Annotated in this window: 13 protein-coding genes and 3 tRNA genes; 10 read left to right on the top strand and 6 right to left on the bottom strand. The window is 69.9% G+C overall.

What is annotated here, in order from left to right; translation table 11 throughout:
* The first annotated feature begins 79 nt into the window (after positions 1–79).
* On the top strand, positions 80–1,015 hold the full coding sequence (locus GUY61_RS23285) for a phosphoribosylaminoimidazolesuccinocarboxamide synthase (protein ID WP_166632181.1): 936 nt from the start codon (positions 80–82) through the stop codon (positions 1,013–1,015).
* Between the two features lie 62 nt (positions 1,016–1,077).
* Here GUY61_RS23285 and GUY61_RS23280 read toward each other — a convergent pair.
* The 4 genes from GUY61_RS23280 to GUY61_RS23265 all read right to left on the bottom strand — a co-directional run bounded on the left by GUY61_RS23280 (position 1,078) and on the right by GUY61_RS23265 (position 2,175).
* Positions 1,078–1,150: transfer RNA gene (locus GUY61_RS23280), tRNA-Gly, on the bottom strand.
* 354 nt (positions 1,151–1,504) lie between these two features.
* Positions 1,505–1,577 (bottom strand) — tRNA-Gly (locus GUY61_RS23275).
* Between the two features lie 80 nt (positions 1,578–1,657).
* Positions 1,658–1,729: transfer RNA gene (locus tag GUY61_RS23270), tRNA-Gly, on the bottom strand.
* 116 nt (positions 1,730–1,845) lie between these two features.
* Positions 1,846–2,175 carry an Lsr2 family protein gene (locus GUY61_RS23265; protein ID WP_166632182.1) on the bottom strand — a complete coding sequence of 110 codons (330 nt, stop codon included), beginning with the start codon at positions 2,173–2,175 and terminating at the stop codon, positions 1,846–1,848.
* Positions 2,176–2,476: 301 nt separating this feature from the next.
* On the opposite strand from GUY61_RS23265, the gene purS reads away from it, so the two are divergent.
* The 7 genes from purS (at position 2,477) to purM (ending at position 10,666) form a co-directional block, all read left to right on the top strand.
* Positions 2,477–2,722 (top strand): phosphoribosylformylglycinamidine synthase subunit PurS, encoded by a 246-nt coding sequence (purS, locus tag GUY61_RS23260; RefSeq protein WP_166632180.1) that lies wholly within the window; start codon positions 2,477–2,479, stop codon positions 2,720–2,722.
* Positions 2,719–3,453: a phosphoribosylformylglycinamidine synthase subunit PurQ gene (gene purQ / locus GUY61_RS23255; RefSeq protein ID WP_166632179.1), complete on the top strand. Its 735-nt coding sequence runs from the start codon at positions 2,719–2,721 to the stop codon at positions 3,451–3,453. The genes purS and purQ overlap by 4 nt, the downstream gene beginning before the upstream one ends.
* Positions 3,454–3,627: 174 nt before the next feature.
* Positions 3,628–5,877 (top strand): phosphoribosylformylglycinamidine synthase subunit PurL, encoded by a 2,250-nt coding sequence (gene purL / locus GUY61_RS23250; RefSeq protein WP_166632178.1) that lies wholly within the window; start codon positions 3,628–3,630, stop codon positions 5,875–5,877.
* 266 nt (positions 5,878–6,143) lie between these two features.
* Positions 6,144–6,935 (top strand): maleylpyruvate isomerase family mycothiol-dependent enzyme, encoded by a 792-nt coding sequence (locus GUY61_RS23245; RefSeq protein WP_166632177.1) that lies wholly within the window; start codon positions 6,144–6,146, stop codon positions 6,933–6,935.
* Between the two features lie 162 nt (positions 6,936–7,097).
* Positions 7,098–7,961, top strand: coding sequence for an META domain-containing protein (locus GUY61_RS23240; RefSeq protein WP_166632176.1), 864 nt, complete (start codon positions 7,098–7,100; stop codon positions 7,959–7,961).
* A gap of 56 nt (positions 7,962–8,017) precedes the next feature.
* Positions 8,018–9,544 carry an amidophosphoribosyltransferase gene (purF, locus tag GUY61_RS23235; RefSeq protein WP_166632175.1) on the top strand — a complete coding sequence of 509 codons (1,527 nt, stop codon included), beginning with the start codon at positions 8,018–8,020 and terminating at the stop codon, positions 9,542–9,544.
* Positions 9,545–9,595: 51 nt separating this feature from the next.
* The gene (gene purM, locus GUY61_RS23230) at positions 9,596–10,666 is read left to right on the top strand and encodes a phosphoribosylformylglycinamidine cyclo-ligase (protein WP_166632174.1); all 1,071 of its coding nucleotides are present in this window, start codon (positions 9,596–9,598) and stop codon (positions 10,664–10,666) included.
* An 88-nt stretch (positions 10,667–10,754) separates the two neighbouring features.
* Here the strand turns inward: purM and GUY61_RS23225 are convergent, their stop codons facing one another.
* Positions 10,755–11,018: a DUF3073 domain-containing protein gene (locus tag GUY61_RS23225; protein WP_166632173.1), complete on the bottom strand. Its 264-nt coding sequence runs from the start codon at positions 11,016–11,018 to the stop codon at positions 10,755–10,757.
* Between the two features lie 398 nt (positions 11,019–11,416).
* Positions 11,417–12,511 (bottom strand): Glu/Leu/Phe/Val dehydrogenase dimerization domain-containing protein, encoded by a 1,095-nt coding sequence (locus tag GUY61_RS23220; RefSeq protein WP_166632172.1) that lies wholly within the window; start codon positions 12,509–12,511, stop codon positions 11,417–11,419.
* 197 nt (positions 12,512–12,708) lie between these two features.
* On the opposite strand from GUY61_RS23220, the gene GUY61_RS23215 reads away from it, so the two are divergent.
* Together GUY61_RS23215 and bldC are read left to right on the top strand one after the other, a co-directional pair.
* The gene (locus GUY61_RS23215; RefSeq protein ID WP_208106350.1) at positions 12,709–13,563 is read left to right on the top strand and encodes a hypothetical protein; all 855 of its coding nucleotides are present in this window, start codon (positions 12,709–12,711) and stop codon (positions 13,561–13,563) included.
* 504 nt (positions 13,564–14,067) lie between these two features.
* The gene (gene bldC / locus GUY61_RS23210; RefSeq protein ID WP_003949541.1) at positions 14,068–14,274 is read left to right on the top strand and encodes a developmental transcriptional regulator BldC; all 207 of its coding nucleotides are present in this window, start codon (positions 14,068–14,070) and stop codon (positions 14,272–14,274) included.
* The last annotated feature ends 245 nt before the right edge of the window (positions 14,275–14,519 follow it).

Here is a 14,519-nt window from a genome sequence, read left to right as displayed (position 1 = left end):
CCGTTGCCCCCTGCCCGGGCCTTCCCCCGCCCCATACGGGAGAATCGAGGTCATTGGACAGAAGCCACGGGGAGGAACCGTGTCCGGATTCGTTGAAAAGCCCGAACCGGTGGAGGTGCCGGGCCTGGTGCACCTGCACACCGGCAAGGTGCGCGACCTGTACCAGAACGAGGCCGGTGACCTCGTCATGGTCGCCAGCGACCGCATCTCCGCCTACGACTGGGTGCTGCCCACCGAGATCCCGGACAAGGGACGGGTGCTCACCCGGCTGTCCCTGTGGTGGTTCGACCGGCTCGCCGACCTGGTGCCCAACCATGTGCTGTCCGACGAGCTGCCCGAGGGGGCGCCCGAGGACTGGGCGGGCCGCACCCTGGTGTGCCGGTCTCTGAGGATGCTTCCGGTGGAATGTGTCGCCCGGGGCTATCTCACCGGCTCGGGGCTCGCCGAGTACCAGCAGACCAGGACCGTCTGCGGCCTCGCCCTGCCGGAGGGGCTGGTCGACGGCTCCGAGCTGCCCGCGCCGATCTTCACCCCGGCGACGAAGGCGGCCGTCGGCGAGCACGACGAGAACGTCAGCTACGAGGAGGTCGCGCGGCAGGTCGGCGCGGAGACCGCTGCCCAGCTGCGCCAGACAACCCTCGCCGTCTACAGCCGGGCGCGTGACATCGCCCGCGACCGCGGCATCATCCTCGCCGACACCAAGTTCGAGTTCGGCCACGAGACCACGGCGGGTTCCGCGGGTTCCGAGGCCTCCGGGGGCGAGGTGCGTCTGGTCCTCGGCGACGAGGTGCTGACTCCGGACTCGTCCCGCTTCTGGCCCGCCGACGAATGGGAGCCGGGGCGCCCCCAGCCCTCCTTCGACAAGCAGTTCGTCCGTGACTGGCTGACCTCCCCGGCCTCCGGCTGGGACCGCAGGAGCGAGCAGCCGCCGCCCCTCCCGCAGGAGGTCGTGGACCGGACCAGGGCCAAGTACATCGAGGCGTACGAGCGTCTGACCGGCACCTCCTGGCAGTGACCCGAGAGGTTCCGGACACGCGAAAGCCCCCGGCCGTTCAGGCCGGGGGCTTTTCGTTCCGGAGCGGACGACGAGGCTCGAACTCGCGACCTCAACCTTGGCAAGGTTGCGCTCTACCAACTGAGCTACGTCCGCAGGCGCCGAAGCGCGTAAGCAACTATACCCAACCTCGCACGCGAGTGAAGCGGACCGTGGCGCACCGGTCTTCCGGACGGGGGAGGACGGGCGGGCGTGCCGAATCCGGCGGCGTGGGGCCCGCTCCGCGCTCCGTGAGCCGGCCGGCCGCCGTCCAGCGGGCGTACGCGGTCCTGTTGAGGGAGCGCACAGCACGGCGCCGTGTGCGAAGCCCCATCGTGATCACCGTCGCGCGCAAGGAGCGGCCCCACCGGGGTGTGGTGTCTCTCACACCCGGAGGCTTCTGTGGAGACGGAAGTGGAATGCGCGACAAGCAGAAGGCCCCGGTCGCATTGACCGGGGCCTTCATTCCTGAGCGGACGACGAGATTCGAACTCGCGACCCTCACCTTGGCAAGGTGATGCTCTACCAACTGAGCCACGTCCGCATTGCATCCGACTGGCTCTCACCGGTCGGCGCGTTCACCACTCTACCTGATCCACTCTCGTGGTCGGTCGAGCGGTGCAGAGCGGGTGACAGGAATTGCACACTGCGCCTCCCTCTTGGAAAGAGGGTGTTCTACTACTGAACTACACCCGCAAGCAGCTTCGGGATCCGGCCCTTCGGCCTCGCCCCTCGGCGTGCTCCAGACTTTAGCCGATCACCCCGGGTCGGATGCAAATCGGATCCCGCGAGCGCGGATCGGCGCCGGCCGCTCAACCGGTTGCGCCCGCGGCCTCGTTGTAGGCCTCGTAGACCTTCTTCGGGATCCGGCCGCGCGGCGGCACGTCGAACTGGTGCGACCTGGCCCAGGCGCGGACCACCGCCGGGTCGGGCGCGAGGGAGGTGCGCCGGTAGGTCCTGCCCGACGCGGACTGCCTGCGGCCCGCCGCCACATAGGGCGCGAGAGCCTTGCGCAGTTTCTTTGCGTTGGCGGTATTGAGGTCGATCTCGTACGACTTCCCGTCGAGACCGAAGACGACCGTTTCCGCCGCTTCTCCGCCTTCGATGTCGTCGGAGAGTGTGACCACTACGCGCTGCGCCACGGATATCGGTCCCTTCATGCGGCTACTCCGCCGTCCACAGCTTCCTGACGTGCGGTGATGCCGACTGTACGGCTGTTTTGGTCCAATGCCATTTCCTTTTTACAGCCGTCGGCATTGCATTGGGAAGCCCTCCCAATTACCTCAGCGTGTCCCGCGGCTATCGGGTGCGGGGGTTTTCCCCGGTTTTTCGTGCCGCCGATACGTGGATGTGATCTGCCCGCGGACATATCTACCCGCGTAGAAATCCCGGCCGGGTACGCTGAGAGGACCGCCTTCGCACCGAACCACCATGGGAGTGCCAGTGGCACGCGTCGTAGTCGACGTCATGCTCAAGCCGGAGATCCTCGACCCCCAGGGACAGGCGGTGCAGCGCGCACTGCCCCGACTGGGTTTCGAAGGCATCGCCGACGTACGTCAGGGCAAGCGCTTTGAACTCGAGGTCGAGGGGCCGGTCGACGACGCCGCCCTGGCCCGCATCAATGAGATGGCAGAAACCTTCCTCGCCAACACCGTGATCGAGGACTACGTAGTAAAGGTCGAATCGTGACCTCCCTCCCGTCTTCCGTCACCGCCGTCGACGGAGGCCCTTCGGGCCGCAGCAATGCCCGTATCGGAATCGTCACCTTCCCCGGCAGCCTCGACGACCGCGACACCCAGCGGGCCGTCCGGCTCGCGGGCGCCGAGCCCGTCGCCCTGTGGCACCGGGACAAGGATCTGCACCAGGTCGATGCCGTGGTGCTGCCCGGCGGCTTCTCCTACGGCGACTACCTGCGCGCCGGAGCGATCTCCCGTTTCTCCCCGGTCATGGAGACGGTCATCGAGCAGGCGAAGGCCGGGCTGCCGGTCCTCGGCATCTGCAACGGCTTCCAGGTCCTGACCGAGACGCACCTGCTGCCGGGCGCCATGCTCCGCAACAACCATCTGCACTTCGTCTGCCGAGAGCAGAAGCTGAGGGTGGAGAACGCCGGGACTTCCTGGACGGCCGACTACGAGCAGGGCCAGGAGATCCACATCCCGCTGAAGAACATGGACGGGCGGTACGTCGCGGACGAGCGCACCCTGGACATGCTTGAGGCGGAAGGCCGGGTCGCGTTCCGCTACCTGGACGTGAACCCCAACGGGTCCCTCCGGGACATCGCGGGCATCACCAACGAGGCGGGCAACGTCGTCGGTCTCATGCCGCACCCCGAGCACGCCGTGGAGCCCGGCATCGGCACCGGTGGCACGGACGGCCTCGCATTCTTCACCTCGATCCTCAAGAGGCTGGTCAGCGCATGACCCTCGACACCCGAACGGCCGAGGGAGCAACTGAGCGCTCCAGCACGCGACAACCGCACAACATCGCGCGAAGGAGCGACCGAGCGTGACCCTCGACACCCGAACGGCCGAGGGAGCAACTGAGCTCTCCAGCACGCGACAACCGCACAACATCGCGCGAAGGAGCGACCGAGCGTGACCCTCGACACCGTCAAGCACGCCGCCGAGACGCCGGACACCGAGCAGCCCTGGTCCGAACTCGGTCTGAAGAAGGACGAGTACGAACGGATCCGTGAGATCCTCGGCCGCCGCCCGACCGGCGCCGAACTCGCCATGTACTCCGTCATGTGGTCCGAGCACTGCTCGTACAAGTCCAGCAAGGTGCACCTGCGCCAGTTCGGCGAGAAGGCCCCCGAGAACGACGCGCTGCTCGTCGGCATCGGCGAGAACGCGGGCGTCGTCGACGTCGGCCAGGGCTACGCCGTCACCTTCAAGGTGGAGTCCCACAACCACCCGTCGTACATCGAGCCCTACCAGGGCGCCGCGACCGGCGTGGGCGGCATCGTCCGCGACATCCTCGCCATGGGCGCCCGCCCGGTCGCCGTCATGGACCCGCTGCGCTTCGGCGCCGCTGACCACCCCGACACCAAGCGCGTCCTGCCGGGCGTGGTCGCGGGCATCGGCGGCTACGGCAACTGCCTGGGCCTGCCCAACATCGGCGGCGAGGTCGTCTTCGACCCCTGCTACCAGGGCAACCCGCTGGTCAACGCCCTCTGCGTGGGCGTGATGAAGCACGAGGACATCCACCTCGCCAAGGCGTCCGGCGCCGGCAACAAGGTCATCCTCTACGGCGCCCGCACCGGTGGCGACGGCATCGGCGGCGTCTCCGTCCTGGCCTCGGAGACCTTCGAATCAACGGGCCCGGCCAAGCGCCCCGCCGTCCAGGTCGGCGACCCCTTCCAGGAGAAGCTCCTCATCGAGTGCACCCTGGAGATCTTCAAGGAGAACCTGGTCGCCGGCATCCAGGACCTCGGCGGCGCCGGCCTGTCCTGCGCCACCAGCGAGCTGGCCTCCGCGGGCTCCGGCGGCATGCGCGTGGAGCTCGACACCGTTCCGCTGCGCGACGCGACCCTCTCGCCCGAGGAGATCCTCATGAGCGAGTCGCAGGAGCGCATGTGCGCGATCGTCGAGCCCGGCAAGGTCGACCGCTTCCTGGAGATCTGCGAGAAGTGGGACGTCATCGCCACCGTCATCGGTGAGGTCACCGACGGCGAGCGGCTGGAGATCTTCTGGCACGGCGAGCAGATCGTCGACGTACCGCCGCGGACCGTCGCCCACGAGGGCCCGGTGTACGAGCGCCCGTACGCGCGCCCCGAGTGGCAGGACGCCCTCCAGGCCGACGACGCGGGCAGGCTGCCCCGGCCCGCGAGCGCCGGGGAACTGCGCGAGCAGGTCCTGAAGCTGGTCGCCTCGCCGAACCAGGCGTCCAAGTCCTGGATCACCGACCAGTACGACCGCTTCGTGCAGGGCAACACCGTGCTGGCCCAGCCGGAGGACTCCGGCATGGTCCGCGTCGACGCCGACACCAACCTCGGTGTCGCGGTCGCCACCGACGGCAACGGCCGGTACGCCAAGCTCGACCCGTACGCGGGCGCGCAGCTGGCCCTCGCCGAGGCCTACCGCAATGTCGCCGCCTCCGGCGCCAAGCCGCTGGCCGTCTCCGACTGCCTGAACTTCGGCTCTCCCGAGGACCCGGCCGTCATGTGGCAGTTCGCCGAGGCCACCCGCGGTCTCGCCGACGCCTGCCAGATCCTGGGCACGCCCGTCACCGGCGGCAACGTCTCCCTCTACAACCAGACGGGCGACACGGCCATCCACCCGACCCCCGTCGTGGCGGTCCTCGGTGTGATCGACGACGTCACGCGGCGTACGCCGATCGCCTTCGCGGAGGAGGGGCAGCTGCTCTACCTCCTCGGCGAGACGCGCGAGGAGTTCGGCGGTTCCGCCTGGTCGCAGGTGGTCCACGAGCACCTCGGCGGTCTCCCGCCGCGGGTCGACCTGGAGAGGGAGCGCCTGCTGGCCGAGATCCTGATCTCCGCCTCCCGCGACGGCATGATCGACGCCGCTCACGACCTGTCCGACGGCGGTCTGATCCAGGCAATCACCGAGTCCTGCCTGCGCGGCGGGCACGGCGCCCGGCTCATCGTCCCCGACGGCCTCGACGCCTTCACCCTCCTGTTCTCCGAGTCCGCGGGCCGCGCCGTCGTCGCCGTCCCGCGCAGCGAGGAGCTTCGCTTCAACGACATGTGCGGTGCCCGCGGCCTGCCCGTGACCCGCATCGGTGTCGTCGACGGAGACGCGATCGAGGTGCAGGGCGAGTTCAGCGTCCCGCTGAGCGAACTGCGCACGGCGCACGAGGAGACCATCCCGGCGCTGCTCGCGTAGCCCGCCCGCCGGCGAGCCCGCGCTGCCCTGCCCGGTCCCCGGGCGGGGCAGCGGCGTTTGCGGCCGCCGCGGAGCCGCCACACGGTCCGGATGTTCACCCGCCGTCAGCCGCGGGCGTGGGCCCGCGGACTGCGTACGGGCACTGCCGCGGCACGGGGCGTGTCGGCGAGTGCCGCTTGCGAGTGCCGCCGGAACCGCTGTGCGCGGGCCGGTCACGGCGAGTGGGCCGTCGGCGGAAGGCGGCACGGAAACTGCATACTCTCCCCATGCCACCGGCCAGGAAGCGCACCCGCAGCTACGACCCCGCCAAGATCCGTGCGGCCCTCACCGCCCAGTTCTCCCTCGCCCACGACCTCGTCAGGGACCTGACCCCGGAGCGGCTCGCGCTGCCGACACGGCTGGGCGACTGGACCGTACGGGAGCTCGCCGCGCACATCGCGCTGGCCGTCGGCGCCGTCGCCCGGCACCTCGACGAGCCCGAGCCGCCGAAGCAGGAGGTCACGCTGCTCCAGTGGCCGCTCTCCACCGCGGCGCGCGCGGAGGGGATCGACGAGCGGACCCGGGAACTCGCCGTGAGCGCCGGGCCGGACGAGCTCTTCGAGCGGGCCGGGGGGCTGCTCGCCGCCTGCCTGGACGCGGCGCCCGCCGAGCGGCTGGTGTCCACCCGGGTCGGCGCGATGCGGCTGGGCGACTTCCTGGTGACCCGGTGCGTGGAACTGGTGGTGCACACCGACGACCTCGCCGCCGCCCTCGGTACCGAGCCCCGCTTCGACCGTCAGGCGCTGGCCGCCTGCACACGGCTGCTGGCCGACGCGCTGGCCGCCGTGGCGCCGGGCGCCTCGACGGAGGTCCGGGTGCCGCCTTTCGCCGTGGTGCAGTGTGTCGAAGGGCCCCGGCACACCCGGGGCACCCCGCCGAACGTCGTCGAGACCGATCCGGCGACCTGGATCAGGCTCGCCACGGGCCGTACGGCCTGGGCCGACGAGATCGCGGCCGCCCGGGTCCTGGCGAGCGGCGAGCGGGCCGACCTCTCCGGGCTGCTGCCGATCATGAGATGAACGGGCCCCGGCACGGAAGCAGGCGCCCGGGACGGAAGCAGGCCCCTGGCACGGAAGCAGGCCCCTGGCACGGAAGCAGGAGGGCCCGCCCGCACGAAAGCGGGCCGCGGGGAGAGGGAACCCCGCAGGCGCCGGGTACGTCACATCGCCGTGAAGCGAGTGATGAACGTGACGTACGCCGCCGTGGCCCTGCTCGGCACCGCCGCCCTGGCCGCCTGCGGCACGCAGACGAAGGACGGTGGCGGCAGCGCCGGGACCACGGTCGCCACCTCCGTGACCGGCACCCGCTGGGTCCCTGAGAAGATCACTGTGGACGGCAAGGACCATCCGCTGCCGGACAAGGCCGAGAACGCCTTTGTGAAGTTCGAGCCGGAGGGGGCGAAGACGGACGAGACCGGCGGCGGGACCGCCGCGTCCGTGGGCTGCAACCACATCGGCGCCGACGTGGAGATCGAGGGCGACACCATCAGGGTGACCGATGTCGCGATGACCGAGATGGCCTGCGCCGATGAGCTCATGAAGTACGAGGAGCGGTTCGCCGGGGTCTTCAGCGGCGAGCTCAAGGCGAAGATCGACAAGGGTGAGGGCGAGGACGGCAAGGCCGTCGAGACCCTCGTCCTCACCCGAGAGAACGGCGACTCGATCACTCTGCGTGCCCAGCCCGCGCCGCCGCTGGAGGGCACCAGGTGGACGGTGGACGCCTTCGTGACGAAGGGGCAGGACGGCACCGCCGAGTCCCTGCCCGAGGCCGCCCGTGGCAGGGCGCACCTCACCTTCGCCGAGGACGGCGGCAAGGTGAGCGGCAACCTGGGCTGCAACAACTTCAGCGGCGAGGTCACGATCAAGGGCGGGACGATCAGCTTCGGCGATCTCGCCACCACCCGCAGGCTGTGCGCCGGTCCCGTGATGAAGACCGAGGACAGGCTGCGCAAAATCCTGTCCGGCGAGGTCGACTACGAGCTGAACGACGGGACTCTGACCCTCACCGCGGACACCGGAAAGGGCGTAACCGCGGTCACTGAGTGAGAAGGCCCACTGTCCTCAATTCGGACCAGTGGTCGATCTCGCCTACACTCGGTTGCGTGCCACGTGGTGACGGACGACTCAACCACGACCTGCTCCCCGGTGAGAAGGGCCCCCAGGACGCTTGCGGCGTCTTCGGAGTCTGGGCTCCGGGTGAAGAGGTCGCCAAACTCACCTATTTCGGGCTGTATGCGCTGCAGCACCGTGGACAGGAGTCCGCGGGCATCGCAGTGAGCAACGGCTCCCAGATCCTGGTCTTCAAGGACATGGGGCTGGTCTCCCAGGTCTTCGACGAGACCTCCCTGACCAGCCTCCAGGGCCATATCGCGGTCGGTCATGCCCGCTACTCCACCACCGGAGCCTCGGTGTGGGAGAACGCGCAGCCCACCTTCCGCGCGACGGCCCACGGCTCCATCGCGCTCGGCCACAACGGCAACCTCGTCAACACCGTCGAGCTCGCCCGGATGGTCGCCGAGCTGCCCAGCGACAACGGCCGCGCCACGCAGGTGGCGGCCACCAACGACACCGACCTGGTCACCGCGCTCCTCGCCGGCCAGGTGGACGAGGACGGCAAGCCGCTCTCGGTCGAGGACAGTGCCGCCAAGGTGCTGCCCGACGTGAAGGGCGCCTTCTCGCTCGTCTTCATGGACGAGGGAACGCTGTACGCCGCCCGGGACCCGCAGGGCATCCGCCCGCTGGTGCTGGGCCGGCTGGAGCGCGGCTGGGTGGTCGCCTCGGAGTCCGCGGCCCTCGACATCGTCGGCGCCAGCTTCGCCCGGGAGATAGAGCCGGGCGAGATGATCGCCATCGACGAGAACGGCGTCCGCACCCGCCGATTCGCGGAAGCGAAGCCCAAGGGCTGCGTCTTCGAGTACGTGTACCTGGCCCGCCCGGACACCGACATCGCCGGCCGGAACGTGTACCTGTCGCGGGTCGAGATGGGCCGCAGGCTCGCCGCCGAGGCCCCGGTCGAGGCCGACCTGGTGATACCGACCCCGGAGTCCGGGACCCCGGCCGCCGTCGGCTACGCCGAGGCCAGCGGTATCCCGTACGGCGTGGGACTGGTGAAGAACGCCTACGTCGGCCGGACCTTCATCCAGCCGTCGCAGACCATCCGCCAGCTGGGAATCCGCCTGAAGCTGAATCCCCTGAAGGAGGTCATCCGCGGCAAGCGCCTGGTGGTCGTGGACGACTCGATCGTCCGCGGCAACACCCAGCGCGCCCTGGTGCGGATGCTCCGCGAGGCGGGCGCGGCCGAGGTGCACATCCGGATCTCCTCCCCGCCCGTGAAGTGGCCGTGCTTCTTCGGCATCGACTTCGCCACGCGCGCCGAGCTGATCGCCAACGGCATGACGGTCGAGGAGATCGGCAAGTCGCTGGGTGCGGACTCGCTCGCGTACATCTCCATCGACGGCATGATCGAGGCGACCACCATCGCCAAGCCGAACCTGTGCCGCGCGTGCTTCGACGGCGAGTACCCGATGGAACTCCCGGACCCGGAGCTGCTGGGCAAGCAGCTGCTGGAGACCGAGCTCGCGGCCGGTCCCGCCGGTACCGCGGCCGCGGACGCGATCCGCCGTCCGTAAGACCGGCTGTACGAGCCGTACAGGCGTCACGACAGGAAAGTTCTCCTCACCATGTCTGAGACCACTGGTGCCAGCTACGCGGCAGCGGGCGTCGACATCGAAGCGGGCGACCGCGCCGTCGAGCTGATGAAGGAGTGGGTGAAGAAGACGCAGCGCCCCGAGGTCCTCGGCGGCCTCGGCGGCTTCGCCGGCCTCTTCGACGCGTCAGCACTCAAGCGCTACGAGCGGCCGCTCCTCGCCTCCGCCACCGACGGTGTCGGTACGAAGGTGGACCTGGCGCGGCAGCTGGGCGTGTACGACACGATCGGCCACGACCTGGTCGCGATGGTCATGGACGACATCGTCGTCTGCGGCGCCGAGCCGCTGTTCATGACCGACTACATCTGCGTGGGCAAGGTCCACCCGGAGCGGGTGGCCGCCATAGTCAAGGGCATCGCCGAGGGCTGTGTGCTGGCCGGCTGCGCCCTGGTGGGCGGTGAGACGGCCGAGCACCCCGGCCTGCTCGGCCCGGACGACTTCGACGTCGCCGGTGCCGGTACGGGCGTGGTGGAGGCCGACCGGCTGCTGGGCGCGGACCGGATCCGCGAGGGTGACGCCGTGATCGCCATGGCGTCGTCCGGTCTGCACTCGAACGGCTACTCACTGGTGCGGCACGTCGTGTTCGACCGGGCGGGGATGAGCCTGGACGCGCACGTCGAGGAGTTCGGGCGGACGCTCGGCGAGGAGCTGCTCGAGCCCACCAAGATCTACTCCCTGGACTGCCTGGCGCTGACCCGGACCACCGAGGTGCACGCGTTCTCGCACATCACCGGAGGAGGGCTCGCCGCCAACCTGGCGCGGGTCGTCCCGGACGGGCTGCACGCCTCCGTCGACCGCTCCACCTGGACGCCGGCCCCGGTCTTCGACCTGGTCGGCAGGGCCGGACAGGTCGAAAGGCTGGAGCTGGAGAGGACCCTGAACATGGGCGTCGGCATGATCGCCGTCGTCCCGCAGGGTTCGGTCGACGTCGCCCTGGCCACGCTGGCCGACCGCGACGTGGACGCCTGGGTGGCAGGCGAGATCACCGAGCGTGGCGAGCACGCGACGGGGGCGACCCTGACCGGCGACTACGCGGCGGGCTGACCGACAGGTCGCTCGTGGGTAGCACAGAACCCGGTCCGGGGGCAGCCCCGGACCGGGCGTGAGTGCTCAAAACGAGCGAGCTGAGCGGTCAAGCACCGCGACGCTGCGGATGCGAGGAGTCGTCCTCTTCCTCGTCATCGTCGTCGTTGTACAGCTCCGCGTAGCGGGCGTACGGGTCGTCGTCCTCCTCGTCGTCCTCGAACGGTTCCCCGTTCGGAGGCTGACTCGAAATCGGACTCGCCGTTGATGCGCCCAGCTCGCTGGCCAGGCGTGAGAGGTCCGTCCCACCGCTGTTGTACTTCAGCTGGCGGGCGACCTTCGTCTGCTTGGCCTTGGCCCGGCCGCGCCCCATGGCTCGACCCCCTCGGATACGGGGCTCGATGGCCCCAGAGTCTTGACACGCGTTCATGAGTCGGAACGGGCTCTCATCGGAGAGACCGTGTCCGTAGGGCTTCAACGGTACCTGCTTCCGGGGCCATACGGTACGCCGCCCGCATGACGCGCCTTGTCACACAACCATCGGGATGCCCTGTACCCGCTGGTCAGCTGCGATTTTAACCCTTTCTCGAGGACGACCCGCCGACAGGCGTGAGTCTTGTCTCGCCGGCCGGCGGACCGCCCTCCCCCGGTACCCGGCGCCGCGCCGGGCCCTGTCAAGCGCCTCCCGCGGCCCCGCACCGGGCCCGCCCGAGCCTTTCCGGCAGCTTTCGAAGGGCTTTCCGGGGGATTTCGGGACGCTGTACGGCAGGCTCAGTAACCGCGTGCCGCCCGTGCCTCCGCCATCCGCTGCTCGGCGATCCTGTCGGCCGCGGCGGCCGGCGGAATCCCATCGTCCTTCGCACGTGCGAATATTGCCAGCGTGGTGTCGAAGATCTCCGCGGCCTTCGCCCTGCACCGTTCGAAGTCGAAGCCGTGCAGCTCGTCGGCCACCTGGATGACACCGCCGGCGTTCACCACGTAGTCGGGCGCGTACAGGATCGCGCGGTCGGCGAGGTCCTTCTCGACGCCCGGGTGGGCGAGCTGGTTGTTGGCGGCGCCGCAGACGATCCGCGCGGTCAGGACCGGCACGGACTCGTCGTTCAGCGCCCCGCCCAGCGCACAGGGGGCGTAGATGTCCAGCCCTTCGGCACGGATCAGGGCGTCGGTGTCCGCGACGGCGGTGACGCCCTCGGGGTGCCGCTCCAGGATCCGGCGCACCGCCTCCGGCCGTACGTCCGTGACGACGACCTCGGCGCCGTCCTGCCGCAGGTGGTCCACGAGGTGGTGGCCGACCTTGCCGACGCCGGCGACGCCGACCCTGCGGCCTCGCAGCGAGGGGTCGCCCCACAGGTGCTGGGCGCTGGCCCGCATGCCCTGGAAGACGCCGAAGGCGGTGAGCACGGACGAGTCGCCGGCGCCGCCGCTCTCGGGGGAGCGGCCGGTCGTCCAGCGGCACTCGCGGGCGACGACGTCCATGTCGGCGACATAGGTGCCGACGTCGCAGGCGGTGACGTAGCGCCCGCCGAGCGAGGCGACGAAGCGGCCGTAGGCGAGCAGCAGCTCGTCCGTCTTGATCAGCCGGGGATCGCCGATGATCACGGCTTTGCCGCCGCCGTGGTCGAGCCCGGCCATGGCGTTCTTGTACGACATGCCGCGGGCGAGGTTCAGGGCGTCGGCGACGGCCTCCTCCTCGCTCGCGTACGGGTAGAAGCGCGTGCCGCCGAGGGCCGGGCCCAGGGCTGTCGAGTGGATGGCGATCACGGCCTTGAGGCCGCTGACACGGTCCTGGCAGAGCACGACCTGTTCGTGTCCGCCCTGCTCCGATCGGAACAGGGTGTGCAGAACGCCGTCGGTTACGTCGGTCACTGTGGTGACTCCTGAGGTGAGTAGCCGAGGATGGAGCGACCCTCTGCGGGTGGGAGGGTGGTAGCAGCGTAGGACCTGATCCGCCCCGGAGCCGAGCGGGTACAGAGGATCACCCTCCAGTGGAGTAGGAGCATGGGACGATCCAGAGCATTCCGGCCCATCGGCAGCGCCTGCCGGCGCAGGGGGTAAGTGTGGCGATGACGACGTCGGTGCTCGTCCCGTACGCGACCTATCTGCGGGTCTACGAGCCGCTCGCCGCCTTCCCGGAACCGGAGCGCACCCACTGGGCCCGCTACGCGCGGCGCCAGGACCGCCCCACCTACCAGGACGAGCTGCGCCGCTCCCTCGCCGATCTGCTGCCCACCCCGCCGGTCGCGGTCCCCGTGCACGAGAGCGGCGACGCCTTCGTGACCGTCGTGGACGGCGTCACGTGCGTCTGCCCGTGGCGGACCAGGCTGCGCGGCTGGCAGGCCCTGGGCGCCCTCGCCGAGGAGTTCCCGCTGCCGGTGCTCGACGCGGTGCTGCCGCCCCTCGTGCGCCACCAGGCCACCGCGGACTACGAACGCTGGATGGAGCGCAACCCGGACGCCAGGCCCTGGATCCGCTCCGCTGCGTGGCACGTGCCGGTGCGCTGGTTCGCGCTCTTCTCGGACGCGGAGCGGCGCTATGACAAGGGGTACGAGACGGAGCCGGGCGAGCGGCCCGTGCCGCCGGCGCTGCGCTACCGCACGCCGATGGTCGAGGCGCGGCGGCGGGTGGCGCGGGCGCTGAAGACGCTGCGGGACACGATGGGGGAGGGCGCCCTCATCGACGGCCTGATGGACGTCGGGCGATGGCTGGAAGAGTTCCATCCGCGGGCGTACGTGGAGCTCGACTACGGCGGTCTGGTGCATGTGCTCCCGGAGGAGCGGCTGTCGGAGGACCACTCGGCCGCGGACATGGCGGAGGGCCTCCAGGCGCTGCGCGAGGGGGACACCGACCGGGCCGGCGCGGCCTACGGGCGGCTGACGCGGCGGTGGCAGGCGGTACGGGCGATGCAGTCCGCGAGCTGACCGCCGGGCGGGTGTGTGTGCATGATGGGTGGGGCCTGTGCGACGGCTCGGGGGATTGGTCCCGATCCGGGCCTTGTGCCCGGCACGCGCCAAGCGTGACGGAACGCACTAACTTCCCTCTTGCCCGTAACCCCCGTCCTCGTGCCAAAATAGGACAAGGAGTCCGGGGAGGATTCTGTCCGCCCAACTCTGGGCGGATTGTTTGGCTTTGCACTCAACTGGGGGGTCTGGTGGCTCCTGATTACTGTGTGACTGATCGTCACGGCGGCGTGACTGTCCGCTATGGCACGGTCCATCGGCTTCCGCCGAGGTTGAACACCTGAGAGGGCAATTCCGTCGGTTTGGCCGACGGGGCTGGACAGATGGTGTAGTTGTAGTGCCGAGGACAAGCCGTTCGTCCTATAACCGACTCGGCCCGCGTCCGCCATTTCGGGCAACGCGGGTCAAGGTGCAGAATTTAGAGGAAAGAACCGTGATGGTTCGGTTCTCCCGAGGAGGCCGCTCATGACCGCTCGCACCCCTGATGCCGAGCCGCTGCTGACCCCGGCTGAGGTTGCCACCATGTTCCGCGTGGACCCGAAGACGGTCACACGCTGGGCCAAGGCCGGCAAGCTCACGTCCATCCGAACGCTCGGAGGACACCGGCGTTACCGCGAGGCAGAGGTCCGCGCACTGCTTGCGGGTATTCCGCAGCAGCGCAGCGAGGCCTGATCGCCTGTACGACCGCAACACCAGCACCACCGGGCATATTCCGGGTCCCCCAATCCGGAGCCGCCCACAGAGCTCGACACGACGGGTGCCTGCCCCAACAGGTCCCACGCCCTGGCAGCTTCGAGGGTGAAGTCGTCGATCGCGCCGGACTCCGCCGGGTCCGGCGCGATCTTTTTTGTGCGTTCGCGGGCGGCGGCGGTGGGGTGTGGTGGAGCTGTCTCTTATACACACCTGACGCTGCCGAC

Source organism: Streptomyces sp. GC420, assembly GCF_009916105.1.
GTDB lineage: Bacteria > Actinomycetota > Actinomycetes > Streptomycetales > Streptomycetaceae > Streptomyces.
Note: the sequence above shows the minus strand (reverse complement) of the source record. Positions and strands in the feature narration are given on the sequence as shown.

Coding starts and splice junctions, on each gene's coding strand:
- GUY61_RS23245 (WP_166632177.1), top strand. CDS start 6,144: ATGCCACCGGCCAGGAAGCGCACCCGCAGCTACGACCCCGCCAAGATC.
- GUY61_RS23240 (WP_166632176.1), top strand. CDS start 7,098: ATGAACGTGACGTACGCCGCCGTGGCCCTGCTCGGCACCGCCGCCCTG.
- purM (WP_166632174.1), top strand. CDS start 9,596: ATGTCTGAGACCACTGGTGCCAGCTACGCGGCAGCGGGCGTCGACATC.
- GUY61_RS23225 (WP_166632173.1), bottom strand. CDS start 11,018: ATGGGGCGCGGCCGGGCCAAGGCCAAGCAGACGAAGGTCGCCCGCCAG.
- GUY61_RS23215 (WP_208106350.1), top strand. CDS start 12,709: ATGACGACGTCGGTGCTCGTCCCGTACGCGACCTATCTGCGGGTCTAC.
- bldC (WP_003949541.1), top strand. CDS start 14,068: ATGACCGCTCGCACCCCTGATGCCGAGCCGCTGCTGACCCCGGCTGAG.